General features: G+C 70.7%; 24 protein-coding genes. 10 read left to right on the top strand and 14 right to left on the bottom strand.

The features are described from left to right. The first annotated feature begins 60 nt into the window (after positions 1-60). Positions 61-1,539 carry an ABC transporter substrate-binding protein/permease gene (locus JOF40_RS04485; RefSeq protein WP_129180483.1) on the top strand — a complete coding sequence of 493 codons (1,479 nt, stop codon included), beginning with the start codon at positions 61-63 and terminating at the stop codon, positions 1,537-1,539. Next, entirely contained in the window at positions 1,536-2,336 is an 801-nt protein-coding gene (locus JOF40_RS04480; protein WP_129180481.1) for an amino acid ABC transporter ATP-binding protein, read from the top strand. The genes JOF40_RS04485 and JOF40_RS04480 overlap by 4 nt, the downstream gene beginning before the upstream one ends. On the opposite strand, the gene JOF40_RS04475 is transcribed toward JOF40_RS04480, so the two are convergent. Further along, the gene (locus JOF40_RS04475; protein ID WP_129180478.1) at positions 2,330-3,211 is read right to left on the bottom strand and encodes a hypothetical protein; all 882 of its coding nucleotides are present in this window, start codon (positions 3,209-3,211) and stop codon (positions 2,330-2,332) included. The genes JOF40_RS04480 and JOF40_RS04475 overlap by 7 nt on opposite strands. Before the next feature lie 107 nt (positions 3,212-3,318). Further along, positions 3,319-4,128 carry a hypothetical protein gene (locus JOF40_RS04470; RefSeq protein WP_129180477.1) on the bottom strand — a complete coding sequence of 270 codons (810 nt, stop codon included), beginning with the start codon at positions 4,126-4,128 and terminating at the stop codon, positions 3,319-3,321. Positions 4,129-4,292: 164 nt separating this feature from the next. Between JOF40_RS04470 and JOF40_RS04465 the strand changes: the two genes are divergently transcribed. Then, positions 4,293-6,419, top strand: a complete 2,127-nt coding sequence (locus JOF40_RS04465) for a HelD family protein (RefSeq protein ID WP_129180475.1) — start codon at positions 4,293-4,295, stop codon at positions 6,417-6,419. After that, complete coding sequence (locus JOF40_RS04460; protein WP_129180473.1) at positions 6,416-8,032, top strand: metallophosphoesterase family protein; 1,617 nt, start codon at positions 6,416-6,418, stop codon at positions 8,030-8,032. Before JOF40_RS04465 ends, JOF40_RS04460 begins: the two co-directional genes overlap by 4 nt. Before the next feature lie 12 nt (positions 8,033-8,044). Here the strand turns inward: JOF40_RS04460 and JOF40_RS04455 are convergent, their stop codons facing one another. The 3 genes from JOF40_RS04455 to JOF40_RS04445 are packed head-to-tail and all read right to left on the bottom strand — an operon-like array spanning position 8,045 to position 9,809. Next, positions 8,045-9,256, bottom strand: a complete 1,212-nt coding sequence (locus JOF40_RS04455) for an ArgE/DapE family deacylase (RefSeq protein ID WP_129180471.1) — start codon at positions 9,254-9,256, stop codon at positions 8,045-8,047. After that, positions 9,235-9,609: a type II toxin-antitoxin system death-on-curing family toxin gene (locus JOF40_RS04450; RefSeq protein WP_129180469.1), complete on the bottom strand. Its 375-nt coding sequence runs from the start codon at positions 9,607-9,609 to the stop codon at positions 9,235-9,237. The genes JOF40_RS04455 and JOF40_RS04450 overlap by 22 nt, the downstream gene beginning before the upstream one ends. Then, entirely contained in the window at positions 9,606-9,809 is a 204-nt protein-coding gene (locus JOF40_RS04445) for a ribbon-helix-helix protein, CopG family (RefSeq protein WP_129180467.1), read from the bottom strand. The genes JOF40_RS04450 and JOF40_RS04445 overlap by 4 nt, the downstream gene beginning before the upstream one ends. Positions 9,810-10,025: 216 nt before the next feature. Here JOF40_RS04445 and JOF40_RS04440 point away from each other — a divergent pair, with 216 nt between their 5' ends. Both JOF40_RS04440 and JOF40_RS04435 read left to right on the top strand, forming a co-directional pair. Continuing rightward, positions 10,026-11,927, top strand: a complete 1,902-nt coding sequence (locus JOF40_RS04440) for an anthranilate synthase family protein (protein WP_129180465.1) — start codon at positions 10,026-10,028, stop codon at positions 11,925-11,927. Next, a complete protein-coding gene (locus JOF40_RS04435; protein ID WP_129180463.1) occupies positions 11,924-12,355 on the top strand; it encodes a DUF3293 domain-containing protein in 432 nt (143 codons plus the stop codon). The genes JOF40_RS04440 and JOF40_RS04435 overlap by 4 nt, the downstream gene beginning before the upstream one ends. A gap of 3 nt (positions 12,356-12,358) precedes the next feature. Here JOF40_RS04435 and JOF40_RS04430 read toward each other — a convergent pair whose 3' ends face one another. The 9 genes from JOF40_RS04430 to JOF40_RS04390 form a co-directional block, all read right to left on the bottom strand. Further along, positions 12,359-12,562, bottom strand: coding sequence for a hypervirulence associated TUDOR domain-containing protein (locus JOF40_RS04430; protein ID WP_129180461.1), 204 nt, complete (start codon positions 12,560-12,562; stop codon positions 12,359-12,361). Between the two features lie 104 nt (positions 12,563-12,666). Beyond that, complete coding sequence (locus JOF40_RS04425; RefSeq protein WP_129180459.1) at positions 12,667-13,581, bottom strand: DMT family transporter; 915 nt, start codon at positions 13,579-13,581, stop codon at positions 12,667-12,669. Positions 13,582-13,713: 132 nt separating this feature from the next. After that, positions 13,714-15,306, bottom strand: a complete 1,593-nt coding sequence (locus JOF40_RS19910; RefSeq protein ID WP_129180457.1) for a S1C family serine protease — start codon at positions 15,304-15,306, stop codon at positions 13,714-13,716. Between the two features lie 104 nt (positions 15,307-15,410). Next, positions 15,411-16,796, bottom strand: a complete 1,386-nt coding sequence (locus JOF40_RS04415) for a sensor histidine kinase (RefSeq protein WP_246152739.1) — start codon at positions 16,794-16,796, stop codon at positions 15,411-15,413. Then, positions 16,793-17,485 carry a response regulator transcription factor gene (locus JOF40_RS04410; RefSeq protein WP_129180455.1) on the bottom strand — a complete coding sequence of 231 codons (693 nt, stop codon included), beginning with the start codon at positions 17,483-17,485 and terminating at the stop codon, positions 16,793-16,795. The genes JOF40_RS04415 and JOF40_RS04410 overlap by 4 nt, the downstream gene beginning before the upstream one ends. 50 nt (positions 17,486-17,535) lie before the next feature. Beyond that, positions 17,536-18,411 (bottom strand): fructosamine kinase family protein, encoded by an 876-nt coding sequence (locus tag JOF40_RS04405; RefSeq protein WP_129180453.1) that lies wholly within the window; start codon positions 18,409-18,411, stop codon positions 17,536-17,538. A gap of 34 nt (positions 18,412-18,445) precedes the next feature. Continuing rightward, the gene (locus JOF40_RS04400) at positions 18,446-18,934 is read right to left on the bottom strand and encodes a low molecular weight protein-tyrosine-phosphatase (RefSeq protein ID WP_129180451.1); all 489 of its coding nucleotides are present in this window, start codon (positions 18,932-18,934) and stop codon (positions 18,446-18,448) included. A 2-nt stretch (positions 18,935-18,936) separates the two neighbouring features. Further along, positions 18,937-19,323, bottom strand: a complete 387-nt coding sequence (locus JOF40_RS04395; protein ID WP_129180450.1) for a phage holin family protein — start codon at positions 19,321-19,323, stop codon at positions 18,937-18,939. Between the two features lie 42 nt (positions 19,324-19,365). Continuing rightward, complete coding sequence (locus JOF40_RS04390; RefSeq protein ID WP_188111673.1) at positions 19,366-20,304, bottom strand: EamA family transporter; 939 nt, start codon at positions 20,302-20,304, stop codon at positions 19,366-19,368. A 44-nt stretch (positions 20,305-20,348) separates the two neighbouring features. Between JOF40_RS04390 and JOF40_RS04385 the strand changes: the two genes are divergently transcribed. The 4 genes from JOF40_RS04385 (at position 20,349) to JOF40_RS04370 (ending at position 25,065) form a co-directional block, all read left to right on the top strand. Continuing rightward, on the top strand, positions 20,349-21,413 hold the full coding sequence (locus JOF40_RS04385) for a histidinol-phosphate transaminase (RefSeq protein ID WP_129180446.1): 1,065 nt from the start codon (positions 20,349-20,351) through the stop codon (positions 21,411-21,413). Positions 21,414-21,613: 200 nt separating this feature from the next. Continuing rightward, a complete protein-coding gene (pdhA, locus tag JOF40_RS04380; RefSeq protein WP_129180445.1) occupies positions 21,614-22,750 on the top strand; it encodes a pyruvate dehydrogenase (acetyl-transferring) E1 component subunit alpha in 1,137 nt (378 codons plus the stop codon). Then, positions 22,747-23,721, top strand: a complete 975-nt coding sequence (locus tag JOF40_RS04375; protein ID WP_129180443.1) for an alpha-ketoacid dehydrogenase subunit beta — start codon at positions 22,747-22,749, stop codon at positions 23,719-23,721. The genes pdhA and JOF40_RS04375 overlap by 4 nt, the downstream gene beginning before the upstream one ends. Before the next feature lie 12 nt (positions 23,722-23,733). Next, complete coding sequence (locus JOF40_RS04370; protein ID WP_129180441.1) at positions 23,734-25,065, top strand: dihydrolipoamide acetyltransferase family protein; 1,332 nt, start codon at positions 23,734-23,736, stop codon at positions 25,063-25,065. Positions 25,066-25,069 lie beyond the last annotated feature (4 nt).

Genomic DNA, 25,069 nt, shown 5'->3' with positions numbered 1-25,069 from the left:
CGCGTGCGCCGCGGGCGGCATCCCCGTACGGTCGGAGCACACACGCGACGAGGGGACGACATGCGGCACGTACTGAGGGCGCTCGCGCTCGTCCTGCTGTCGCTGACGGTCGTGGTCGTCCCGGGCGGTGCCGCGCACGCCGCGCAGGACGACCGCCCCGTCGTCCGGGTCGGCACCGAGGGCACGTATCCGCCGTTCTCGTTCCACGACTCCGCCACGAACGACCTCACCGGCTTCGACATCGACGTCATCAAGGCCGTCGCGAAGAAGGCCGGCTGGCGGCTCGAGTTCGTCGAGACGACGTTCGACGCGATCTTCGCGGCGCTCGACGCCGACCGCATCGACGTCATCGCCAACCAGGTGACCGACAACCCCGAGCGCGCCGCCCGCTACGGGTTGTCCGACACCTACACGTACTCGCGCGGCGTCATCGTGGTCAAGACCGGCACGAAGGGCATCACCAAGCTCTCCGACCTCAAGGGCAAGACGACGGCGCAGTCGCTGACCACCAACTACGCCAAGACCGCGCGCGATGCGGGCGCGAAGGTCGAGGGCGTCGAGGGGTTCGCACAGGCGGCCGCGCTCGTCGTGCAGGGCCGCGTCGACGCCCTCCTCAACGACAACCTCGCGGCCCTCGACTACCTCAACACGACGGGCTCGGACGAGATCGAGATCGTCGGCACCGCAGGCGATGAGGTCAACCAGCAGAAGCTGGCGTTCCGCAAGGACGACACGGCGCTGCTGCAGCAGGCCAACGAGGCACTCGCGGCGCTCAAGGCCGACGGGACGATCGCCGAGATCTCCCAGAAGTACTTCAAGATCGACGTCTCGGTCGAGAACTCCGGCGAGGCCGACCTGTCGGGTGGCCGGGCGGTGCGCAGCGACGCCGACATCGTCAAGGACGCCGCCGGGCCGATGCTGCAGAAGCTGGTGATCGCGACGATCCCGATCACGGTCATCAGCTTCGTGCTGGGTCTGGCACTGGCGGTCGCCGCCGCGCTGGCCAACATCTCCGGCAGTCGGGTGCTGCACGGCATCGCCCGCGGCTACATCTCCGTGATCCGCGGGACGCCGCTGCTGGTGCAGCTGTTCATCGTCTTCTACGGCCTGCCCGAGATCGGGATCGACCTCGGGCCGTGGCCTGCGGCGGTGCTGGCCCTGAGTCTCAACGTGGGTGGCTATGCCGCCGAGATCGTGAGATCGGCGATCCTGTCGGTGCCGAAGGGGCAGTTCGAGGCGGCGTCGATGATCGGGATGGGCTACTGGCAGGGGCTGCGCCGCATCGTGTTCCCGCAGGCCGCGCGCACCGCCGTCCCGCCCCTGTCCAACACCCTGATCTCGCTGCTCAAGGACACGTCGCTGCTGTCGGTCGTCCTCGTCACCGAGCTGTTCCGTGAGGCGCAGAACGCGGCGTCCGCGGCACAGGTGTTCTTCCCGCTGTACCTGCTCGCCGGCCTGTACTACTGGGTCGTGTGCGCGGCTCTGGCTGCCGGCCAGGGCAGGATCGAGACTCGACTGAACAGGTTCGTGGCCAGATGACCGACACCTCCGCACCCCTCGTCGAGGTCAGGGGCCTCGAGAAGTCCTTCGGCGACAACCGCGTCCTGCAGGGTGTCGACTTCGCGGCCGACGCCGGCACGACGACCGTGCTGATCGGCCCGTCGGGCTCCGGCAAGACCACGATCCTGCGCTCGCTCAACGTGCTCGAGGTGCCGGACACCGGCACCGTCCGCATCGACGACGTCGAGGTCGACTTCGCCGCGCTGCCGCACCGCGCCAAGGCGGCCCGGGCGCGGACGTCCCGCCTGCGGTCCCAGAGCGGCATGGTCTTCCAGTCGCACCAGCTCTTCCCGCACAAGACCGTGCTCGAGAACGTCATCGAGGGTCCTGTCCAGGTGCAGCGGCGTCCTCGTGAGGACGCCGTCGCCGATGCACGCCGGCTGCTCGACCAGGTCGGCCTGTCGGAGAAGGCAGACCAGCACCCGTTCGAGCTGTCCGGCGGTCAGCAGCAGCGGGTCGGCATCGCCCGTGCGCTGGCCCTCAAGCCCAAGGTCGTGTTGTTCGACGAGCCGACGTCGGCGCTCGACCCGGAGCTCGTCGGCGAGGTGCTGGACGTCATCAAGGACCTCGCGACCGAGGGCTGGACGACGGTCATCGTGACGCACGAGATCCGCTTCGCCGAGCAGGTGGCCGACCAGGTGCTGTTCCTCGACGGCGGAGTCGTCGTCGAGCGCGGGACGAGCGCCCAGGTCATCGGCGATCCGGCGCAGGAGCGCACGCGGCAGTTCTTGAAGCGGATCCTCGACCCGGGCGGTTCCGGCGCTGCCCGTCAGTAGGGCGCGGCGGCGACCTTGTAGGGCCACATGCACGCGACCTTTGGGAGGCCGAGGATCGTCCGGGCATCCGCCCCGGCCTCGGCATCGGTCACAGACACCGTGAACGGTGCGTTCGGGTCGATGTTCTCGGACTGCGCGCGGGTGGGCTCGGCATACGCGCCCCCCTTGGTCAGTGCGCCGGCCATGATGCCGCGCCCCGGCTGCGAGACCTGGTAGCTGGCGTCGCCGACCCGCGAGACCTGCGAGAGCGCGAGCTTGAGGTTGAAGCGCATGCAGCGGTATCCGGCGAAGCTGAACACCGCGGTCGAGTCGCCGGTCAGCGCGTACGCGGTGCTCCAGCGCTCGTTCGGGTTGGTGCCGCTGCCGGTCTGCTCCTTGTCGGCCACCGTGACGCTGCCCGTGCTGGCTGCGGGCTGGTAGAACGACGAGAGGCTGACCCACTCGTACACGCGGATGGAGAAGGTCTTGACCTTGGCCTTGCGGCCGCCGCCGGCGCTCTTGACGACCTCGATCTTGTACGTGCCCGCGTGGCCGTTGGCCGGCTTGAAGGCCTTCGTGAACACGCCGCCCTTGCCGATGCGTGCCGAGCCGAGCGACGTGCGCGTGCGCGACGCGCTGTGCATGTTGGTGGCGTAGACCTGCACCTTCTTGCCCACGACCTTGCCGCCCTTGACCCGTCCGCGGATCGTGGTCCGCCCGTGCGCTTCGCCGTGGGCCGAGCTCAGGTCGAGGCTCGTGTCGTTGTAGGTCTTCTGGGTGCCGCTCGGCGTCGGGCTCAGCGAGACGCCGAAGCTCTTCTTGCGGGCCGCCTCGGCAGGGCTGAAGAGTCCCAGGACGACGACGGCCGCAGCGAGCAGAACGAAGATCTTGCGCACGATGACATCCTTGGGAGGCGGGACTTAGGTCCCCCAAGGGTACGGCGACAACATCCGCAGCGTCGCCGAACGGTCAGAGCAGGGGGACCACTGTCATGCCACGGCCGTCAGGCCTTGGGTGCCGTGCGGATCGGGTACGTGCACGCGGCCTTGGGCAGACCGAGGACGAACGGCGCGTTGCCGGCCACCGACACCGTGACGGGCTGGCTCGCGGTCATCCGCTTCTGCTGGCTCGTCGACGGCTGGATGAACGACTGGCCGAAGCTGTGCGAGCCGGCCAGGATAGTGCGGCTGGCCTGCCCGACGCGGAACGAGCCCGATCCGCCGCGAGCCACGTCGGCGACGCCGATCTTGAAGTTGATGCGCAGGCACCGGAAGCCCTGCGTCGCGAAGACGGCCGATCCGCCGGGCTCGAGCTGGTAGGCCGTCGACCAGTTCTGTCCGTTGATGGACCCTGCCTTGTCGACGCGGCTCACGCCGGCGCTCGCCGCGGGGACGTAGAAGTTGCTGAGGCTGACGAACTGGAACACGTTGACCCGCGTGGTGCCGGTGCCCTCGGCGCGGCCCTTGCCCTTGCGCTTGACCACCTTGACGACGTAGCTGCCGCCGTCGCGCGGCTTCCACTTCTTGGCGAACCGGCCCTTCGACGACACCCGGTCGGAGCCGATGTAGCGGAACGACTGGTTGCGAGCGCTCGTGTTGGCGGCGTAGACGTACACCTTGGTGCCCTTGACCGACCCGCCACGGACACGTCCCTTGATGACCGTGGTGCGGTTCGTCCCGTCGTCCGACGTGAGGTCGAGGGTCTTGTCGGACGAGCCGACCGAGACCTTGTAGCGGGATGGTGCGGCCTCGGCCGCTGTGAGAGGAGCGACGACGAGGGCCGTGACGGCGAGGGCGACGAGTGTCTTGCGCATGGGTTCCCCTGATGGTGAGAGCGTGTCCTCCGACGGTACGACGCGAACCGGCGGCCGGCCACCCGGGCGACGGCCCCACGACCGTCCGGACTGCGAGCATCCGCCTGCGACGCCACGACCCGACGTCCTAGAATGGTGAGTTCTCCCAGCACCGAAGGAGTGGGGTGAGCTCACACAACGCGGAACAGCGCGAGATCGAGGCCGAGCAGTCGTACGTCGACACGGTCTACGAGCGACTCGACGCATCCGCCAAGGTCGCCCAGTCGCTCGTCGTCGAGGGCATGGCGCGTGGTCACGTCGGCAACGAGGGCGGTCTCGTCGAGCGCGACGCCATGGTGTTCCAGGCGCAGCGGCGCCTCTCGGCGCTCAACGCGGCGCACGACGGGCTGGTGTTCGGACGCCTCTCGATGCTGAACGGGGAGTCGCGCTACATCGGGCGCATCGGCATCCGCGACGCCGACCGCGAGATCCTGCTGATCGACTGGCGTGCCCCCGCCGCGGCGATCTTCTACCAGGCCACCGCGCAGGAGCCGTCCGGCGTCGTCCGGCGTCGGGTGCTGCGCTGCGCCAACGACAAGGTCATCGGTGTCGAGGACGACCTGCTCGACGCCGACAACGCCCCCGACGACCTCGTCGTGATCGGCGAGGGAGCCCTGCTCGCGAGCCTCACCCGAGCGCGCGACAGCACCATGCACTCGGTCGTCGCGACGATCCAGAAGGAGCAGGACGAGGCGATCCGCGCCCCCAGTCGCGGCGCGACCACGATCGGCGGAGGCCCCGGCACCGGCAAGACCGTCGTCGCCCTGCACCGGGCGGCCTACCTGCTCTACACCGACCGCCGCCGGTTCGAGTCGGGCGGCGTTCTCGTGGTGGGTCCGTCGACGGTGTTCATGAACTACATCGAGCGCGTGCTGCCCAGCCTCGGCGAGACCAGCGTGACGCTGCGCTCGCTCGGCGAGGTCGTCGACGGCATCCGGGCCGCGCGGCACGACGAGTCGGTCGCCGCGGCGGCCAAGGGGTCGTCGCGCATGACGGGCTTCCTGGCCAAGGCCGCGGCCGCCCCCATGGCGGGCGCCCCGACCGAGTTCCGTTACTTCTTCAAGGACGATGTCCTGCGGCTCGACGCGGCGCAGCTCGACAAGCTCCGTCGCCAGCTGCTGAACAACGCCAAGCGCAACCGCGCGTACGCGCAGGCGCCTGCCGTGCTGGTCGAGGCGCTCTGGCGCCAGGTGCGGGGCGAGCGAGCCCTCGACAAGGGACGCGACGACTTCGTCGAGATCGTCACGACCGACGACCGTTTCATCGACTTCGTCGAGCAGTGGTGGCCTCCGGTCGAGCCGATCGAGATCTGGCGCATGCTGCCCGACGTCATCGACCGACTCAGTGCTGGTCACGGGGGCGAGGGCACGTTCAGCCGCGTCGAAGTGGCCGCGCTCAAGGCCTCGTGGGCCGCGGGCGAGCCGAGCATCCAGGACGTCCCGCTCGTCGACGAGCTGCGCTACCTGCTGGGCGAGCTGCCCGAGGTCACCGACGACGATGACGACGGGCCCAAGCAGCTCATGAGCTTCGAGCGACGCGAGCGCGACGAGCGCGTCGACCGCAACCGCACGACCCAGAGCATCGAGGACGACGGATTCGCGCACGTGCTGGTCGACGAGGCGCAGGACCTGTCGCCCATGCAGTGGCGCATGCTCGGACGTCGTGGCCGGCACGCCAGCTGGACGATCGTGGGTGACGACGCGCAGTCGTCGTGGCCGCACCCGCAGGAGTCGGCGTCGGCCCGCAAGGCCGCGCTCGACGGCAAGCCCGAGCACGCCTTCCGGCTCTCGACCAACTACCGCAACTCCGCCGAGATCTACGAGCTCGCGGCCAAGGTCGCCGTCATCGGCGTGCCCGACCCCGACCTTGCAGACGCGGTGCGCCGCACGGGCGAGCTGCCGCAGCACCTGCTGGTGTCCGCCGACGAGCTCGTCGGCACCGTCCGCCGCAGCGCCCGCGAGATGCTCGACCGGGTCGACGGCACCGTGGCCGTCGTGGCACCCCGCGCCTCGCTCGGACGGCTGCGCGACGACCTGGCCGAGCTCACGAGCCAGCACCCCGACCGGCTCCGCGTCCTCGACGGGCTCGACACCAAGGGCCTGGAGTTCGACGGTGTCGTCGTCGTCGAGCCCGACGCCATCACCGACGAGGCCGCGGCGGGATGGCGCACGCTGTACGTCGTCCTGACCCGTGCCACCCAGCTGCTGTCGACGGTCGGCACGACCGACCGGTGGAGCGACCGCATCGGATGAGGTTGCTCGGCAAGGTCCTGGCGGTCGTGGTCGTGGTGCTCGCGGTCGCCGCGCCCACGACGTGGACGCTGTTCCTGCAGAGCGAGCGATACCTCGTCATCGGCGCGCACGACGCCACGGTGCGACCTGTCACCGACGGGCACGCGACGCTCGACTTCGGTGCGCTCGTGCCGCAGGTGAGGGTGCCGATCGACGCGCCGGGCGACATCGGCGTCGCGATCGATCTCGGCGACAGCCAGGGCGAGGGGCTCGAGCAGGTGCTGGCCCGCGATGCCGTCATCGCGAGCCAGCCCGAGGGCGAGATCCGCGCGGTGCGGTCGGCCGTCGTGGGCATGGCCGCGTCGGCAGCACTGCGCGGGCTCGGAATGGGCCTGCTCGCAGGCACGGCGACGGTGCTGGTCTGGACGGCCCTGGGGCGGAGCCGCCGCAGCGAGCTGCGCACCCGGCTGCTCCGTCCCACGCGCAGGCAGGGGCTGACGGCGGCGGCCACGACGCTGGTGGTCGTGGGCGCGCTGGTGCTCGTCGCGGTGCCGGGCGACGACGGCAGCCCGTCGCGGCAGTGGGTGCCGCTGACGCAGGAGTTCCCCGAGGTGCCCGGCGACATCGCGGGCATCCGGCAGATCGAGCTCGCCCGGGGATCGGCCACGAGCTCGAGCCGCGCGCTCGTCGAGGGAGCGCTGTACCTGTACCGCGACTCGGTCACGTTCTACGAGGCGTTGGAGAAGAACGCCCAGGAGGCCGTGCTCCGCACCCCGACCGACGGCGAGACGACGGCGCTCGTCGTCACCGACCGGCACGACAACATCGGCATGGACCCCGTCGTGCGCACGATCGCCGACCGCGCCCAGGCGCGACTGTTGATCGACCTCGGTGACGACACGGGGCAGGGGGCGTCGTGGGAGTCGTTCAGCATCAACTCCCTGGCCCGTGAGTTCGACGGCTTCAAGACCGTTGCCGTCGCCGGCAACCACGACACCGACGCCGTGGCCGATCAGATGGCCGACAAGGGATTCACGGTGCTCAGGGGCAAGCCCGTCACGGTCGGCGGTGTTCGGTTCCTCGGCGCCAGCGATCCTCGTGGCACGAAGCTCACGGGCTACACCGAGGACGCCGAGACCCGCAACGGCGGCTTGGCCGAGCAGGACACATCACTGCGCGACACAGCGTGCGAGGCCGATGCCGCGGGCGACCGGGTCGGGGTGCTGGCAGTGCACTCCTGGGCCTCGGCGAGCGAGGTCGCCGCGAGCGGGTGCGTCGACCTGGTGCTGACAGGTCACCTGCACTACCAGGTCGGACCGGCCGCGATCGACGGCCCCGGAGCGACCCCCACGACCCGCCTCACCACCGGGACGACGGGCGGCGCGGTGCTGCCCATCGCGCTGGGCAGCAGCCTGCGGCGGCAGGCCCAGGTGTCGATCGTGACGTTCGACGCCGACGGCGTCCCCGTGGGCGTGCAGGTCGTGTCGTTCAACCCGTCCAAGGAGATCGTCGTCGCCGACTACGTCGAGCTGCCGCTGTCGTCGCAGGGCGCGACGCCGGCAGCACCCGATCCGGTCGAGGATCCGAGCGCCGAGGAGACGGGCGCGCCCGAGCAGCTGCCGACGACCCCGTGAGGCCGTCTGCGCTCAGCTGCAGCGGGCGACGATGAGCTCGGCGTACGCGATGGCACACGCCACGACATCGGCGATGTCGACGGCCTCGTCGACCGCGTGGGCGTCGGCGATGTCGCCGGGTCCGTACTGCACCGTCGGGATGCCGGCGGCGGCGTACTGCCGCAGGTCGGATCCGTAGGGCGCGCCGACCAGCGGCGGCAACGGCTGCCCCGAGGCAACCACGGCCGTGGCGACCTGGTCGCCGAACGGGTCGCCCTCGGGCAGCCGGCCCGCCGCGAAGTGACCGCCGGGCCACGTGACGACGGGCGGGTGCGCCGACAGCCAGGTGTCGGACGACGCGACCCGGGCGACGGTCCGCTCGAACACGGCCTTGGCATCGGCGAACGACTCGCCCGGCATGACGCCGTAGCGCCCCTCGGCCACGAGCTGGTCGGGCACCGTGCTGGCCCAGTCGCCGGCGTGCAGGATGCCCACGCTGATGGGCCACGGGAGGAACCCGAACGGCTCCGGCGGTGCCGTGTTGCGGACGTCCTCGAGCTCGGCCAGGGCCCGGTGCACGAGCTCGAACGCCGTGATCGCGCTGTGGCCGGTGGAGCGCATCGATCCGTGCGTGGCCCGGCCCTGCACCTCGATGCGGAACGTCAGCGAGCCGGCATTGGCCGCGACGACCTGGCCCGCGGTCGGCTCGGCGATGATGCACGCATCGCCGGTGTGCCCGCGGCGCAGGGTGCCGAACGTGCCGATGCCACCGTCCTCCTCGCCGACCACTGTGTGCACCGCGAACGGCCGGGTGAGCGGCAGGTCGCTGACGGCGCGGGCGGCGGCGATGATCGCGACGACGCCGCCCTTCATGTCGCAGACGCCGCGGCCGAACCAGCGGTCGTCGATCTCGCGCACGTGCCAGGGATCGGAGCCCGTCCACGTGTCCGGGTCGCCGGACGGCACCACGTCGACGTGTCCGTTGAGGATCAGCGCCGGGGTGCCGGGGCCGGACGTGCCGACGACGCCCCATGCCTCTTCGCGCTCGACCTCCTCGCCGGGGTAGTCGGGGTCGGAGCGCAGGGCGTCGAGGTCGAGCCGCCACTGGTCGACGTCGAGCCCGAGGCCCGTCAGCGTCGCGGCGCACCATCGCTGTGCGGCGATCTCGGCATCGGATCCGCCGGTGCTGGGGATGTTGACGAGCTGCGCCAGGTCGCGGCGGATCAGGTCGACGTCGATGTCCATGAGGCGAGTCTGGCAGCAGACTCCGGATAGCTCATGACCCCGGTCGACACCGCGATGACGAGGTCGTAGGCGTCATCCTCGGGGGCGTTCAGGAATACCCCGTTGATGCCGTAGAACACCGTCGCCGACAACCACCCGAGTCTCTTGTTGCCATCGATCAGGGGATGGTTGCGGACGATCGACTCGAGAAGAACGGCGACCTTCTCGTCGAGAGTGGGATAGGCGTCCTCGCCGAACACGGTCGTTCGCGGGCGTTGTGCCGCTGAGTCGAGCAGGCCGACGTCGCGGACTGCCTGCAGGCCAGCCTCGCCGACCATCGCCATCAGGTTGTCGAGCGTCAGATAGACGGTCACTGGGCCAATCGGTCGAGCAGCGGGCCATACTGCTGGACCGCCTCGCGCGTGAGCCGACGCACTTCGTCGTTGCTCGCGAAGCGTTCAGCGCGTTCACGGATCGCCCGGACAGCAACCTCGTTCTTGCTGATGCCCTCTGCCTGCGCCATCTTGGTCAGTCGGGCGTCGTCCTCATCGCTCAGTCGCAGTGTCATGGTCATCCTTCGATGGTATCGGTGTGATACCACCGGGACAAGACCATCTGTCGTCGCAGCCCTGCGATAGGCTCCTGCCATGTCGACCTCGCACCTCTCCTGGTGGCGCCGCCTGTAAACGGTGGCCTGTCGACTTCTGCCCAGACCGCCTCATGGCCGGCTCTGGGCTTCGTCGTCTCTGCGGGACGTGCCCTCGCCGGCCCGAACAATCGAAGGAATCACATGACCGCCCTCGACGAGACCCTCGCCCAGCCGGCGTTCGCCCTGATCCGCGTGCGCGAGTCCGACACCGTCACGCTGGTCGGCGGCCCCCGCACCGATCTCGACGTGCTGGCCGACGTGCCCGTGCGCACCGGCGTCGAGGGGGAGCGCGCCTGGGACCACCTGGTGCTGGTGCCCTACGCGCAGGCGCGGGAGCGCGGCTTCGAGGCGCACCAGGACGGCACGCCGCTGTCGGCGATCGAGATCCGGCACAGCGCCGAGGTGCCGCTCGCCGAGCTGCTCGAGCAGCTGCCCGACGTGCCGGTCGAGTTCACCGACCGTGGTGGCTTCGAGACGTCCGACGAGCAGTACGCCGGCATCGTCCGGCAGATCATCGACGACGAGATCGGGCAGGGGGAGGGTGCCAACCTGGTCATCGGGCGGCACTACCGAGCGCAGGTCGCCGACTGGGGTCACGACGCTGCCCTGACGGTGTTCCGCCGGCTGCTCGAGCGCGAGCGGGGAGCGTTCTGGACGTTCCTGATCTTCACGGGCGACCGCTACCTCATCGGCGCGAGCCCCGAGCGGCACGTCAGCCTCGAGGCCGGCCAGGTGCGCATGAACCCCATCAGCGGCACGTTCCGCATGCGCGGCCTCGAGACCCACGCCGATCGCAAGCGCGAGCTGCTCTCGTTCCTCCAGGACGAGAAGGAGATCTACGAGCTCTTCATGGTCGTCGACGAAGAGCTCAAGATGATGTGCGACATCTGTCACGAGGGCGGCCTCGTGCTCGGTCCGTACCTCAAGCCCATGACGCACCTGGTGCACACCGAGTACTTGCTGGCCGGCCGCACGAACCGTGACGTCCGCGAGGTGCTGCGCGACTCGATGTTCGCCGCGACGGTGACCGGCAGCCCCGTCGAGAACGCGTGCCGACTGATCAAGCAGTACGAGCCCGAGGGCCGCGGCTACTACGCCTCGGTGGCCGCGCTGATCGGCCACGACGAGCAGGGCGAGCAGCTCGCCGATGCGCCGATCCTCATCCGCACCGCCGACGTCGACCTCGCCGGCAACCTCAAGGTCACGGCAGGGGCGACCCTGGTGCGCGACTCGGATGCCGACTACGAGACGTCCGAGACGTGGGCCAAGGCCGGCGGCATCCTCAGTGCCTTCGGGCTGGTCGACGCCGCCCCGGCTCTCGACGCGTCGCGCGAGGCCCACGCCTGGGACGCGTTCACCCGCGAGGACGAGGTCCTCATCGCCCTCGGGTCGCGCAACCAGCGGCTCAGCCAGTTCTGGCTGACCGACCAGTCGGGAGCCGCCCCGGTGCCGTCCCTGGTCGGCAAGCGGGTCGTCGTCGTTGACGGCGAGGACGACTTCGTCAACATGCTGTCGCATGTCTTCGGCGTGCTCGGCATGTCGACCGACATCGTCCGGCACGACGCCGAGGCGCTGCGCGAGCACGGCGCCGGTGCGCTCGACGGGTACGACCTCGTGGTGGTGGGCCCCGGACCGGGAGACCCCCGCGACCTCGCCGACCCGAAGATGGCGACGCTGCACCGGGTCGTGAGGGGCCTGCTCGACACCGAGCGGCCGTTCCTCGCGGTGTGCCTCGGCCACCAGACCCTCAGCCACCAGATCGGTCTCGACCTGGTGTTCAAGGACATCGTCTTCCAGGGCACGCAGAGCCGACTCACGGTGCTCGATCGCCCTGAGACCGTGGGCTTCTACAACACCTTCGTGGCGCGGGTGCCCGACTCCGGTCTGCCGGACGGTGTGACGGTCGAGACCGATCCGGCGACCGGCGACATCCACCTGGTGGCTGGGCCGCACTACCGCGGGGTGCAGTTCCACGCCGAGTCGATCCTGACCCAGAACGGCTTCGGCATCCTGCGCGACCTCGTCACCGATCTGATCGGATGACCGACGAGCTGCTGGCTGCCTACCGCGGCACGCGGTACGCCGTCCTCGACGTCGACGGTGGCTCGGTGGCGGAGGCGCTGATCGGCCGTCACCGCCCGGACGTCGACAGCGTGCTGCAGGCGCAGGGTGCCGCATCAGGTGTCTTCATCACGGCATGGAACCCGCGCAGCGTCCCCACCGACGACACCGCGAACGCCGAGGCCCACGCTCGCATGTCGGCCCTGCTGTCGGACCGTGGCTACACGGCGCTGCCGCATGCCGGGTTCGGTGAGGACCCGGCCTGGCGTGCCGAGCACGGATTCTTCGTGCTCGACCTGGCGGAGCGGGACGCGCTGGAGATCGCGGTCGAGTTCGACCAGAACGCCGTGGTGGTCGTGCAGCGCGGGGCAGCCGCGAGGCTCGTGCTGTCCGACGTCATGACGTCGTGAGGGTCAGCCCTTCAGGACGTTGAGCGCCGACGGGGCGTGAGCGGCCCTCGCGCCGGTCTTGTCGCTCTCGACGATGAACTTCGGCTCGTCGTCGGACGCCGTGAACGTCTGCTTGGCCAGCTGGAAGTCCTTGGTCTTCTTCTCCACGATCGTGCCGTGCGTGCGGCCCTGGGAGGTGTCCCAGCTGACCTTGTCGCCGATCTTCATGACTCCATCGTGCGTCGTGGCAGGAGTCGGCGCATGCTGAGGCCTGATCTCGATGCTTTTGGGTCGCCGGGACGACCGATTGGTCGACAGATCCGTCCTCGGTGCTACGGCACCGGGCCGGGATCGGCCGGCGCAGGCGTGCGGGGCCTGATGCGGGTGATGGCGACGCCCATCAGGCACATCCCGCCGCCCACGAAGGCCAGGGCCGCCGGCACCTCGCTGAGCACGACCCACGAGATCAGCGTCGTGACGGCCGGCACGAGATACGTCGTGGACGCGGCCTGGCCCGTCGAGATGCGCTGGAGCGCGTACGACCACGTGCTGAAGCCGATCGCCGTGGGAAAGACCCCGAGGTAGACCAGCCACGCGAGGTCGTGGAACGAGGCCCCCGAGACCTCGGACACCAAGGCCGGCGCGAAGGGGAGGCAGACGACGACTCCCACGAGGCAGCCGAGCCACACCGACATGACCGGTGCCATGTGCCGCAGCGCTGGCTTCTGCGCGACGGCACCGCAGGCGTAGAACACGGCTGCCGCGACGCACAGCAGCACGCCGGTGGTGCTCGCGGTCCCGACCGAGGTCGAGTCGCGGTCGGTGCTCACCGCGATCAGGGCGACCCCCGTGAACGCGACGCCCATGCCGATCAGCAGGGCACGGGGAAATCCCTCCTTGTAGAGGACGCCGGCGACGAGCGCCGCGATGGCCGGACCGATGTTGACGATCAGCGCCGTGGTGCCAGCGTCGAGATCGCGCTCGGCGGCGTTGAGCGCGAGGTTGTAGGCACCGAACCACACGACGCCGTAGAGGACCACGAGCATCAGCGGCCGACCCGTCGGCAGGGTGCTGCGAGTCGGTCGGGCGAAGAGCGTCAGCACCGCCGCGCCGACCACGAGTCGGCCGAGGGTCAAGGAGCCCGGCGAGTACGTGTCGCCCACCGCGCGGATGCCGACGAAGGCCGACGCCCACAGCAGCACCGTGGTGAGCAGGGCCAGCACGGACAGGTCGCGATCGGTCTTCACGGTGTCACGCTACTGGCGACCGGCGATACCTGGCTGGCGGGAATCGGACGCGACCGTCGGCACCGGCGCACGACAGACGCAGGCCCCGATCCGGGGGAAGATCGGGGCCTGCGTCTGTCTGGGAGGGGCGGTCTACTGGCTGGTCGCGCCGCCGTCGGAGCCGAGCGTCACGTCGGTCTCGTCCTTCTGGCTGCCGCGGGTGTACGAGACCGTGACCTTCTCGCCGGGGTTGAAGCCCCGCACGGCCGCGACGAGTGCCTCGGAGCTGGGCACGAGTGCACCGTTGATGGCGGTGATGACGTCGCCCTGCTTGAGCCCGGCCTTGTCGCCGGCACCGTCGGGAGTGATCTCCTTGACCTGCGCGCCGATGCCCGTGATGCCGTCGGGGCCGAGGAAGTTGTCGACCGTGACACCGATCTGCGCGTGCGAAACGGTCTTGCCCGCGAGCAGCTGCTTGGAGACGTTCTTGGCCAGATCGATCGGGATCGCGAAGCCGAGGCCGATCGAGCCGGCCTCACCCGACGTCGATCCGCCCGAGCGGATCGCGGAGTTGATCGCGATGACGCGGCCCTGCAGGTCGACGAGCGGTCCGCCGGAGTTGCCGGGGTTGATCGCGGCATCGGTCTGGACGGCCGGGAACGTCGTGCGGTCGCCGCCGGAGCCGTCGCTGGAGGAGACCGGACGGTTGAGGGCCGAGACGATGCCCTGCGTGACGGTGCTCTCGAGGCCGAACGGCGAGCCGATCGCGACGACCTCCTGGCCGACCTTGAGGGTCGACGAGCTGCCGAGCGTCGCCGGGGTGAGGCCCGACTTGCCGTCGGCCTTGATGACGGCAAGGTCGGTCTTGGGATCGGTGCCGATGATCTCGGCCTTGGCGTTGGTGCCGTCGTTGAAGGCGACCGTGATGGTGCCGCTGTCCCCGGCGACCGCGACGACGTGGTTGTTGGTCAGGATCTCGCCATCGCTGCTGATGATGATGCCGGTGCCGGAGCCCGACTCCTGCCCGCCCTTGACGTTGATCTGCACGACCGACGGCAGCACCTTGTTGGCGACCTGTTCGACGGTGCCGGCGGGGGCGTTGGTCTGCGTGGCCTTGTTGGTGCTGTCGAGCGAGCTGACGGTCGTGCCGTTGCCACCGCCGTCGTCCTGCTGGTCGAAGGCGTACGCCCCGCCGTAGCCCGCACCGGCGGCGAGCACCAGGAAGGCCAGTGCGCCCACGGCGGTGCGTCCGCGACGCCGGGGTGCCGGAGCTGCGGCAACCGCACCGCCGTCGTGGCCGCCGGGTCCTGCGCCGTAGGCCCCGCCTGCGGCCGCGAAGGCGACGGTCGGCTCGTGGCCACGGAACGGATCACCGTGGGGCGCGGCAGGCGGTGCCGCGTGGCCCGCCTGGGGCGTGGGGGCGGCGGACGGGTCGGTCGAGCTCGCGTAGCGGTGCGTGTAGTCGTCGGCCGGCGGCGTGGGCTGGGCCTGAACAGGCTGGGCCTGGTCAGCGGGCTGGGCATGAACGGGCGGGACCGGGGGTGCCGGCGGGGTGGCCTCCTGGGCCGGGACCTCGACGGTGGGCTCGGCGTGGCCTGCGGGTGCCGGGGCGGCCGGAGCCGGGGCGGCGGGCGCCTGAGGCGCGTCGGCAGGCGGCGTGGCGGCCGTGGGGGAGGCGTCTGCGCCGTCACGATCCGTGGGAGGCGTGTACGGATTGGCGGCGAAGGGATCGTGCGAATCGGTCATGGTCATACATTCTCGCTCATGGCTGAGATGGATATGAGAACGACGTGTGAGCGATCGAAGAAGCCGCGGCCTGCGACGACGGCGTGAATCAGGTGCCGGACGGCTCAGGAGAGCTCGGAGGGGGACGCCTCCGGGAGCACCAGCGTGAACGTCGTGCCGCTCCCTGGCGTCGAGGCCACGTCGACGGTGCCCCCGTGGCGCTCCGCGGCGCGCTTCACGATCGACAGGCCGAGGCCCGATCCGGGCAGCGTGCGGGCCTCGCTCGACCGGTAGAAGCGGTCGAAGATGTGCGGGAGGTCCTGCTCGGCGATGCCCGCTCCGTCGTCCGCGACAGTCAGGGCACCGCCCTCGAGGCGCACCCTGATCTCCCCGTCGGGCGGGCTCCACTTGGCCGCGTTGTCGAGCAGGTTGGTGACGGCCCGCTCCAGCAGCTGCGGCTCGCCGATGACCATCCACGAAGAGAGGTCGACGTCGATGCGCACGTCCTGGGCGCGCAGCCGCACGCGGTAGACGGCCTGGTTGACGACGTCGGCGAAGTCGAGCGGTGCGGGGTCGCGCGACATCGGCTCGTCGCGAGCCAGCTCGACGAGGTCGCCGACGAGGGTCGTGAGCTCCTCCAGCTGGGCGCGGACGTCGCCCATGATCTCGCGTCGCTGCTCGTCGGAGAGGCTTCGCTCGGCGTTGTCGGCAGCCTGCCCGATGAGCTCGATGTTGGTGCGCAGGCTCGTGAGCGGCGTGCGCAGCTCGTGGCCGGCGTCGGCGACGAGCTGCCGCTGACGCTGCTGCGAGGCGTCGAGCGCGATGAGCATCGAGTTGAACGACGTCGTCAGACGGGCGAGCTCGTCGCGGCCGGTGACCTCGATGGGCGTCAGCTCCGACGTGCGGGCGACCCGCTCGGTGGCCGCCGTCAACCGCCGGACGGGACGCAGGCCGTTGGTCGCGACGCCCCACCCCGCGATGCCGGCGAGGGCGACACCCGCCGTGCTGGCGAGCAGCAGGATGATCTTGAGCCGCTCGAGGGCGTCACGGATCGAGTCCATGGGCTGCGCGAGCACCAATGCGGTGCCGGGGCCCGCCTGCACGGCGACGACGCGGTAGGGCATGCCGTCGTAGGTCAGCGTCCGCGCGGAGCGCTCGGCCGCACCGATCGACACGTCGTACTCGAGCTGGCCGTACGGGAACTCCTTGTCCTGCTGGCGGGTCATGACCGCGCCGCCCTGCACGAACAGCACCTTGATGCCGGCCAGCGTGTCCGCCGTCTTCTCCTGGTCGTCCGACTGCTTGTAGCCGGCCTTCGCGGCATCGTTGGCGCGCTGGAACATGCTCTCGTCCAGCGAGCTCTCGAACTCCGCACGCACCGTCACGAACACGACCGCGCTGACGACGCCGAGCGTCAGGGCGACCGCGGTCGTCGTCAGCACCGCGACGCGCAGCGCCAGCGACATCCGTCCCGAGATCTTCTGCAGCGCGCGGTGTGCCGCGTCGATCACGGAGGAGTCTCGCGCAGGACGTATCCCACGCCGCGCACGGTGTGCAGCAGGCGTGACTCGCCCTCGGCCTCGAGCTTGCGCCGCACGTAGCCGACGTAGACCTCCAGGGAGTTTGCCGTGGTCGGGAAGTCGAAGCCCCAGACCTCCTCGAGGATGAACGACCGCTCGAGGACGCGCTTGGGGCGCTGCATGAACAGCTCGAGCAGCGCGAACTCGGTGCGGGTCAGCGACAGCGGCCGGTTGCCGCGGGTGACGTCGCGCGTGACGGGGTCGAGCGACAGGTCGGCGAACGTGAGGGGCTTCTCGTCGGGCTCGACCGCCGCAGCCCGGCTCGACCTGCGCAGCAGCGAGCGCACCCGGGCCAGCAGCTCCTCGAGGGCGAAAGGCTTGGTGAGGTAGTCGTCAGCACCGGCGTCGAGACCGTCGACCCGGTCGGAGACGGCATCGCGGGCGGTCAACACGAGAATCGGCACGTCGTTGCCGGCACCACGCAGCGCACGGGTCGCCTCGAGCCCGTCGAGTCGGGGCATCATGACGTCCATGATGATCGCGTCGGGGTTGATCTGGGGGACGCGGGCGAGCGCCTCGGCCCCGTCGGAGGCGAGCTCGACGGTGTAGCCGTTGAACTCCAGTGACCGGCGCAGGGAGTCGCGCACAGCACGGTCATCGTCGACGACAAGGATGCGCATGGGTGACAGTGTGCCCGGCATGTCTGAGATCGCGCTGAAAGATGGCCGAATCAAGCGGAGCGACCTGCGAGCAGGTCCTTGGCCGCGGCGGCCGCTCGGGCCCCGTAGGTGCCGCCGAACAGCACGGAGTGCACGAGCAGCGGGTGCAGCTGGTGCAGCTGCAGGCGGTCGTGCCAGCCGTCGGCGAGAGGGGCCGCCTCGGCGTATGCGTCGAGGATGCGCTGCAGGTGGGGTGCCCCGAACAGCGACAGCATCGCGAGGTCGGTCTCGCGGTGGCCACCGTGCGCGGCGGGGTCGACCATCCAGACCTCGCCGTCGGCACCCCAGACGATGTTGCCCGACCACAGGTCGCCGTGGATGCGCGCGGGCGGCTCCTCGGGTCCGGCGAGGTCGTGGATACGGCGCATCGCGGCCTCGATCGTGGCCGCCTCGTCGGTGGTCAGCGAGCCGCGATCGACGGCCGCCCGGACGTAGGGCATGACGCGGCGGGACGCGAAGAACTCCGGCCACGTCGGCAGGGTGCGGTTGGGCAGCGGGGCCAGGCCGACGTAGCCGTCGCGTGCAGCTCCGAAGCTCTCCGCCCCCGCACGGTGCGTCGCGGCCAGGCTGCGTCCGAACCGCTCGGCGAGGTCGGGCGTCGGCTTGCTGGGCTCGATCCAGTCGAGCACGAGGCAGTCGTCGGCGACGGCCAGCACCTGCGGGACGCGCGCGCCGTCGGCCTCGGCGAGCCACCTCAGGCCCTCGGCCTCGCGCTCGAAGAAGCCCGCGGGTGCCTGTGGCCGGGTCTTGATGATCGCGCCGCGTCCGTCGGTCAGGCGCAGCCGCGTCGCGGTGCAGATGTCTCCGCCGGCCACGGGGGTCGTCGACACGACGCCGATGCCGAGAAGCGTCTCCGCCCGGGCGGCGGTCCCTGCCATGCGTGCCATGCCCCCGACGTTACCGCCTGCGCGGGGGCGGGACTCACGCTCGCATGAGCTCGGGCAGCCGGGCGACCAGCTCGTCGGTGGTGCGCTCGATCATCGCCAGGACGTCGCGGAAGCCGTCGGTGCCGCCGTACCAGGGGTCGGGCACCTCGTCGTCGCCCTCGGCGGCAAGGGGGTCGAACTCGCGGAACAGGCGTGCCCGGGCCTGCTCGGCGACCGTCGGTGCCTGGTCGACCATGTCGGCGAGATTGCTGTGATCCATCGCGAGCAGCAGGTCGTGCTCGGCGTACCAGTCGGTCGAGAACGTGCGGGCGCGGTGACGGGACGGGTCGTAGCCGGCGTCGCGGAGCACCGCGGCGGCTCGACGGTCCATGGGCTCGGACTCGTGCCAGCCGCCCGTGCCCGACGAGGCGACGGCCACGCGGTCGTCGAGGCCGGCGCGGGCCAACCGGTCCTCGAGCACGACGTGGGCGATGGGCGAGCGGCAGATGTTGCCGAGGCAGACGAGCGCGATGCTGTAGGCCATGGTCAGTCGTGCGACCCCACGAAGGCGTTGACGACGCCCTGGCTGACCGAGATGACGACGGAGGCCACGACGGCCCACCAGAAGCCCTCGATCGTGAAGCCGATGTCGAAGGCGTCGGTGATGCGCTCGGTGAGCAGGAGCAGCAACGCATTGATGACCAGCAGGGCCAGGCCCAGGGTGAGCACGATGAACGGCAGCGACAGCACCTTGATGATGGGCCCGATGAGGCTGTTGACGAACGTGAACACCAGCGCGACGACGAGCACCGCGACGACGCTGTCGGTGGTCGAGTCGCCGGAGTCGCCGATGTTCATGTGGGTGCCGAGCAGCCAGGCGGCGACCGACAGGGCCACGGCGCTGACGAGCCAGGTCGAGAGAAAACGCTCCATCGGACGATTGTCGCACCCGGAGCCACGCGGCGCGGACCCCTCTTAGGGGGCGGGGATCGTCAGCTCGACGCGGCGGGACGTCTGCGCGAGCACGATGCCGACCAGCACCGCGACGGCCCCGCCGACCTGCACGGGGGTCAGGGACTCCCGGAACCAGGCCCAGCCCAGCACGACCGCGATGACCGGCTCGAGCATCGCCACGACCGTGACGATCGTGGCCGGCAGGTGGCGCAGCGCCAGCATGGCGAGGAAGAACGGCACGACGGTGCCGAGCACCACGACGTCGGCGATCACGAGCCAGGGGTTCACCGAGATGCCGTCGAGGCGGCCGAGCCCGCCGGTCGTGGCCGGCAGGTCGGGCGTCGTCCAGACGGGCTGCACCAGGTTCATCGCGACGGTCGCCGCGACGAACGCCCACAGGATGACCCGCAACGGGTCGTCGGCTCCCATGTTGTGCTCGCCCAGCAGGAAGTAGGTGGCGAAGCAGACGGCGGCCAGCAGGGCCATCACGATGCCGAGACCGTCGAACGCCAGCCCGTTCCAGACCCGGCTCACGACGCCGAGGCCCACGACGGACAGGGCGACGGCGGCCCACATCCGGGGCCGCACCTCCTCGCGCCGCACGAAGCGGACCCACAGCACGACCAGCACGGGCGCCAGGTACTCGATCAGCAGGGAGATGCCGAGCGGCAGCCGGTTGATCGCGACGTTGTAGGTCAGCTGCAGCCCGAGGACGCCGACCAGTCCCAGCGCGACCGCGAGCAGGAGCGCCGTCCCCTGGGGACGCACCAGGGCGCTGCGGCGGAAGCAGGCTGCGTAGCCCACGAACACCAGCGTCCCGCCGGTGATGCGCAGGGTCGTGAACGACTCCGGGCTCAGTCCCGCTCCCATCGCGACCCGCGAGACGCCGCCGTTGACGCCGAACAGCACGGCGGCGGTGATGATCAGCGCATATCCCAGGCGCGGGTTCGGACGGGGCACTCGGTGATTCTCGCAGGCGGTCGTCCCGGGGCTAGTCTCGGCGCATGACGACTCCCCGGGCGCGGCAGGCACTCGACGGCATCCCGGTGTACCGCGCCGGCAGGGCCGCGTCGAGCGACGACCACAAGCTGTCCAGCAACGAGAATCCGTACGCCCCGCTGCCCGGCGTCATCGAGCGTGCCGCCGCCGAGCTGGGGCGCATGAACCGCTACCCCGATGCGGGCATGACCGAGCTGTACGCGGCGCTGTCTGCCAGGTTCGGCCTGCCCGCCGACCACTTCGCGGCCGGGACCGGATCGGTCGCGGTGCTGTTCGCACTGCTGACGGCGCACCTCGAGCAGGGCGACGAGATCGTCTACGCGTGGCGGTCGTTCGAGGCCTATCCGATCGCCGCCGACCTGACGGGCGCAACGACGGTGCGCGTCCCGCTGCGGCCGGATGCGACGCACGACCTCGACGCCATGGCTGCCGCCGTCACTGACCGCACCAAGGTCGTCCTCGTCTGCACGCCCAACAACCCCACCGGCCCGGTCGTGTCGGCCGAGGCGCTGTCGGCGTTCCTGACCAAGGTGCCGAGCCACGTGCTGGTCGTCGTCGACGAGGCGTACGTCGAGTTCGTCCGCGACCCGCAGGCGGCCAGCGGTCTCGCGGCGCTCGCCGAGCACCCCAACGTCGTCGTCCTGCGCACGTTCTCCAAGGCGTACGGTCTCGCGGGGCTACGGGTCGGCTACGCCGTCGCGCGTCCGGAGGTCGCGATCGCGATCCGCAAGGCGACCCCGCCGTTCGCCGTCACCGACCTGTCGCAGGCTGCGGCGGTCGCCTCGCTGGAGTCGCAGGACCTGCTCGACGAGCGGGTCGAGGCGATCGTGCAGGAGCGCGTCGCGATGCTGGCCGCGCTGCGGGAGCAGGGCTGGGACGTGCCCGACACGGAGGCCAACTTCGTGTGGCTCCCGCTGGGTGACGACGCGCTCGACTTCGCGGCGTCCTGCGACCCCGTCTCGGTGCGGCCGTTCGCGGGCGAGGGCGTGCGGGTGAGCATCGGCGCGCCGGCTGTCAACGCCGAGCTGCTGGCGGCGGCTGCGGCCTTCCGCCGACTCCGCGACGTGTGACGCTCAGGGCATCATCGGGGGCGTGAGAGGCCCTGAGCGCCACATTTCGCGGACGGGTCGGGGTGGGTTACCGTGTCTTCAGGTGTGACGCCAGTCACGCCCGTGCGAGTCTCCGTCCGTCCGCCACCCTGTGACGTCGGTGGCTCGCAGCTTCGACACCGGCACGGAGACCCCGTCGTCCGGTTGATGGAGGAGACCCCATGGATCCGTCGAACGACCCCACCCCACCGACCTCCCCGCTGACGACCTCGCCGCCGATGGTCCAGCTGCTCTCGCCGAGCGGTGAGCGCGTGACCGATCCGCGCCACGCCTTCGACGGCGACCGCGCCGAGATCGAGGCGCTGTACCGCGACCTCGTCATGACCCGCCGGGTCGACACCGAGGCGTACGCCCTGCAGCGCCACGGTGAGCTCGGCCTGTGGCCGCCGGCCCTCGGCCAGGAGGCCGCGCAGGTCGGCTCGGCGCGGGCGCTGCGGCCCCACGACTTCGCGTTCCCGACGTACCGCGACCACGGTGTCGCCTGGTGCCGGGGCGTCGACCCCACCCACCTGCTCGGCATCTTCCGCGGCTCGCACCTGGGTGGCTGGGACCCCGCCGAGCACGGCATCGCCCTGCCCAACATCATCATCGGCGCGCAGACGCTGCACGCGACGGGCTATGCGATGGGCCTCGCGCTCGAGGGTCTCGTCGGCACCGGCGACGCGGAGCGTGACAGCGCCGTCATCGCCTACTTCGGCGACGGCGCCACGAGCCAGGGCGACGTCAGCGAGGCGCTCGACTGGGCGGCCGTGCACCAGTCGCCCGTGGTCTTCTTCTGCGAGAACAACCAGTACGCCATCTCGGTGCCCGTCGACAGCCAGACCCGCGTGCCGATCGTCCAGCGCGCCGACGGCTTCGGACTGCCGGGCGTGCGCGTCGACGGTAACGACGTCCTGGCCTGCCTGGCCGTCACCCGTCAGGCGCTGCAGCGTGCCCGCGACGGTGAGGGCCCGACCCTGATCGAGGCGGTCACCTACCGGATGGGCGCGCACACGACGTCCGACGACCCGGGCCGCTACCGCGACGCGTCCGAGGTCGAGGGGTGGAAGGCCAAGGACCCGCTCGAGCGGGTGCGGCTCCTGCTCGTCGCCGAGGGGACGTCCGAGGAGTTCTTCGCCGAGCTCGACGCGGATGCCGAGGCGCTGGGCGTCCGGCTGCGGGCCGCGTGCCAGCAGATCACCGAGCCCGATCTCGCCGAGCTGTTCGACCACGTCTTCGTCGAGAGCACGGTCGAGAACCAGCAGCAGAAGGCCGAGCACGTCGCCTGGCAGGCCGCGTTCGAGGAGGTGGCCTCATGACCCGCATGAGCATGGTCAAGGCGCTCAACTCGGGTCTGCGCCGCGCGATGGAGGCCGATCCCCAGGTGCTCGTGATGGGCGAGGACATCGGCCGTCTCGGGGGTGTCTTCCGCGTGACGGAGGGCCTGCAGAAGGACTTCGGCGACGGACGGGTCATGGACACGCCGCTCGCGGAGTCGGCGATCGTCGGCACCGCGGTGGGCCTGACGTTCCGGGGGTTCCGTCCGGTCGTCGAGATCCAGTTCGACGGCTTCGTCTACCCCGCCTACGACCAGATCGTGAGCCAGGTCGCCAAGCTGCACTTCCGCAGCCGCGGTCGGGTGCGCATGCCGATCGTCATCCGCATCCCGTACGGCGGAGGCATCGGTGCCGTCGAGCACCACTCGGAGAGTCCGGAGGCGCAGTTCGCGCTGACGGCCGGCCTCAAGGTCGTGTCGTGCGCCGATCCGCACGACGCGCACTGGATGATCCAGCAGGCCATCGCCTCCGACGACCCCGTCGTGTTCATGGAGCCCAAGCGACGCTACTGGGAGTCCGGCGAGGTCGACCTCGGCGCCGAACCGCTTCCGCTGTGGTCGTCCCGCATCGTGCGACCCGGTCGCGACGCCACGCTCATCACGTACGGGCCCATGGTCAAGACGTGCCTCGACTCGGCTCGCGCCGCAGAGGCTGATGGGCTCGACCTCGAGGTCATCGACCTGCGGACGCTCTCGCCACTTGACCTCGCGCCGGTCGTCGAGTCGGTGCGTCGCACGGGTCACGCGATCGTCGTGCACGAGGCGGCCCGCACGCTGGGTCTCGGTGCCGAGGTCGCGTCCCGCATCTCCGAGGAGTGCTTCTACTCCCTGGAGTCACCGGTGCTGCGGGTCACGGGCTACGACATGCCGTATCCGCCGAGCCGCGCCGAGCACGACTTCCTGCCGGGTCTCGACCGCATCCTCGATGCCGTCGACCGTGCCCGTGCGTTCTGAGAGGCGGATCCCATGAACATCTTCACGCTGCCGGACGTCGGCGAAGGCCTGACCGAGGCCGAGATCATCTCCTGGCGGGTCGCGGTCGGCGACACCGTCCGGGTCAACGACGTCATCGTCGAGATCGAGACGGCCAAGTCGCTCGTCGAGCTGCCGAGCCCCTACGCCGGCACGGTGCAGGCGTTGCACGTCGCCGAGGGCGACACCGTCGAGGTGGGCCGACCGATCATCGCGATCGGCGACGGCGCGCCGGTCGACAGCTCGCCGAACGAGTCTGCCGGTGGCGGGCAGGACGCCCGGCAGCCGGCACCCGAGCGGCAGGCGATGCTGGTCGGGTACGGCCCCGGCGCAGAGCAGCTCGTGCGTCGGCGTCGCGTCGCGGCCCCGTCGGCCCCGTCGGCTGCTGCGCCCACCGCCGCGGCTCCTGTCACTGCCCCCACCCAGCCGGTTCCGGTGGAGGCGGCTCCCTCGACGCGGGTGCTGGCCAAGCCGCCCGTGCGCATGCTCGCCAAGACGCTCGGCGTCGACCTGTCCGAGGTCATCGCGACCGGCGAGGTCGTGACGCGCGCCGACGTCGAGGCGCACGCCGCCGGACGTCATCACGAACGCGCCGACGCGCACACGTCCGCGATGACGTCCGAGCCCGATGAGACGCGCATCCCCATCAAGGGAGTGCGCCGGTGGACGGCAGACGCGATGGTCAGGTCGGCGTTCACGGCCCCCCACGTCACGGAGTGGGTCACGCTCGACGTCTCCCGCACGGTCGAGCTCGTCGCGTCGCTGAAGGGCGATCGCGCCTTCGCCGACGTCAAGGTGTCGCCGACGCTGATCGCTGCCAAGGCGGTCTGCCTCGCGATGCGGCGCACGCCCGAGCTCAACGCCCGGTGGGAGGAGGACGCGCAGGAGATCGTCGTCCCGCGGTCGGTCAACCTCGGCATCGCCGCCGCCACGCAGCGCGGACTGGTCGTGCCCAACATCGTCGCGGCCGAGCAGCTCTCGCTGGTCGAGCTGGCCCGCGCGATCGGCGAGCTGACCGTCACGGCACGTGAGGGCCGTACCCAGCCGGCGCAGATGACCGGTGGCACGTTCACCCTGACCAACATCGGCGTGTTCGGCATCGACGCCGGCACGCCGATCCTCAACCCCGGCGAGTCGGGCATCCTGGCGCTCGGGTCGATCGAGCGGCGGCCGTGGGTCGACGAGCACGACCAGGTCGTGCCGCGCTGGGTCACGACACTCGCGCTGAGCTTCGACCACCGGGTCGTCGACGGCGAGCAGGGCTCGCGGTTCCTGGCCGATGTCGCGGCGGTCCTGCGCGACCCCGCCATGGCCCTGACGTTCTGACGAG

Source organism: Aeromicrobium fastidiosum (assembly GCF_017876595.1).
GTDB classification, from domain to species: Bacteria; Actinomycetota; Actinomycetes; order Propionibacteriales; family Nocardioidaceae; genus Aeromicrobium; species Aeromicrobium fastidiosum.
The sequence above is the reverse complement of the archived record's forward strand: the minus strand, read 5'-3'. Positions and strand labels throughout refer to the sequence as shown.

What these genes read in the sequence shown, in the direction of transcription:
- JOF40_RS04485 (WP_129180483.1), top strand. Translation starts at nt 61, where the DNA reads ATGCGGCACGTACTGAGGGCGCTCGCGCTCGTCCTGCTGTCGCTGACG.
- JOF40_RS04480 (WP_129180481.1), top strand. Translation starts at nt 1,536, where the DNA reads ATGACCGACACCTCCGCACCCCTCGTCGAGGTCAGGGGCCTCGAGAAG.
- JOF40_RS04470 (WP_129180477.1), bottom strand. Translation starts at nt 4,128, where the DNA reads ATGCGCAAGACACTCGTCGCCCTCGCCGTCACGGCCCTCGTCGTCGCT.
- JOF40_RS04460 (WP_129180473.1), top strand. Translation starts at nt 6,416, where the DNA reads ATGAGGTTGCTCGGCAAGGTCCTGGCGGTCGTGGTCGTGGTGCTCGCG.
- JOF40_RS04455 (WP_129180471.1), bottom strand. Translation starts at nt 9,256, where the DNA reads ATGGACATCGACGTCGACCTGATCCGCCGCGACCTGGCGCAGCTCGTC.
- JOF40_RS04445 (WP_129180467.1), bottom strand. Translation starts at nt 9,809, where the DNA reads ATGACCATGACACTGCGACTGAGCGATGAGGACGACGCCCGACTGACC.
- JOF40_RS04440 (WP_129180465.1), top strand. Translation starts at nt 10,026, where the DNA reads ATGACCGCCCTCGACGAGACCCTCGCCCAGCCGGCGTTCGCCCTGATC.
- JOF40_RS04435 (WP_129180463.1), top strand. Translation starts at nt 11,924, where the DNA reads ATGACCGACGAGCTGCTGGCTGCCTACCGCGGCACGCGGTACGCCGTC.
- JOF40_RS04430 (WP_129180461.1), bottom strand. Translation starts at nt 12,562, where the DNA reads ATGAAGATCGGCGACAAGGTCAGCTGGGACACCTCCCAGGGCCGCACG.
- JOF40_RS19910 (WP_129180457.1), bottom strand. Translation starts at nt 15,306, where the DNA reads ATGACCGATTCGCACGATCCCTTCGCCGCCAATCCGTACACGCCTCCC.
- JOF40_RS04410 (WP_129180455.1), bottom strand. Translation starts at nt 17,485, where the DNA reads ATGCGCATCCTTGTCGTCGACGATGACCGTGCTGTGCGCGACTCCCTG.
- JOF40_RS04405 (WP_129180453.1), bottom strand. Translation starts at nt 18,411, where the DNA reads ATGGCACGCATGGCAGGGACCGCCGCCCGGGCGGAGACGCTTCTCGGC.
- JOF40_RS04400 (WP_129180451.1), bottom strand. Translation starts at nt 18,934, where the DNA reads ATGGCCTACAGCATCGCGCTCGTCTGCCTCGGCAACATCTGCCGCTCG.
- JOF40_RS04395 (WP_129180450.1), bottom strand. Translation starts at nt 19,323, where the DNA reads ATGGAGCGTTTTCTCTCGACCTGGCTCGTCAGCGCCGTGGCCCTGTCG.
- JOF40_RS04385 (WP_129180446.1), top strand. Translation starts at nt 20,349, where the DNA reads ATGACGACTCCCCGGGCGCGGCAGGCACTCGACGGCATCCCGGTGTAC.
- pdhA (WP_129180445.1), top strand. Translation starts at nt 21,614, where the DNA reads ATGGATCCGTCGAACGACCCCACCCCACCGACCTCCCCGCTGACGACC.
- JOF40_RS04375 (WP_129180443.1), top strand. Translation starts at nt 22,747, where the DNA reads ATGACCCGCATGAGCATGGTCAAGGCGCTCAACTCGGGTCTGCGCCGC.
- JOF40_RS04370 (WP_129180441.1), top strand. Translation starts at nt 23,734, where the DNA reads ATGAACATCTTCACGCTGCCGGACGTCGGCGAAGGCCTGACCGAGGCC.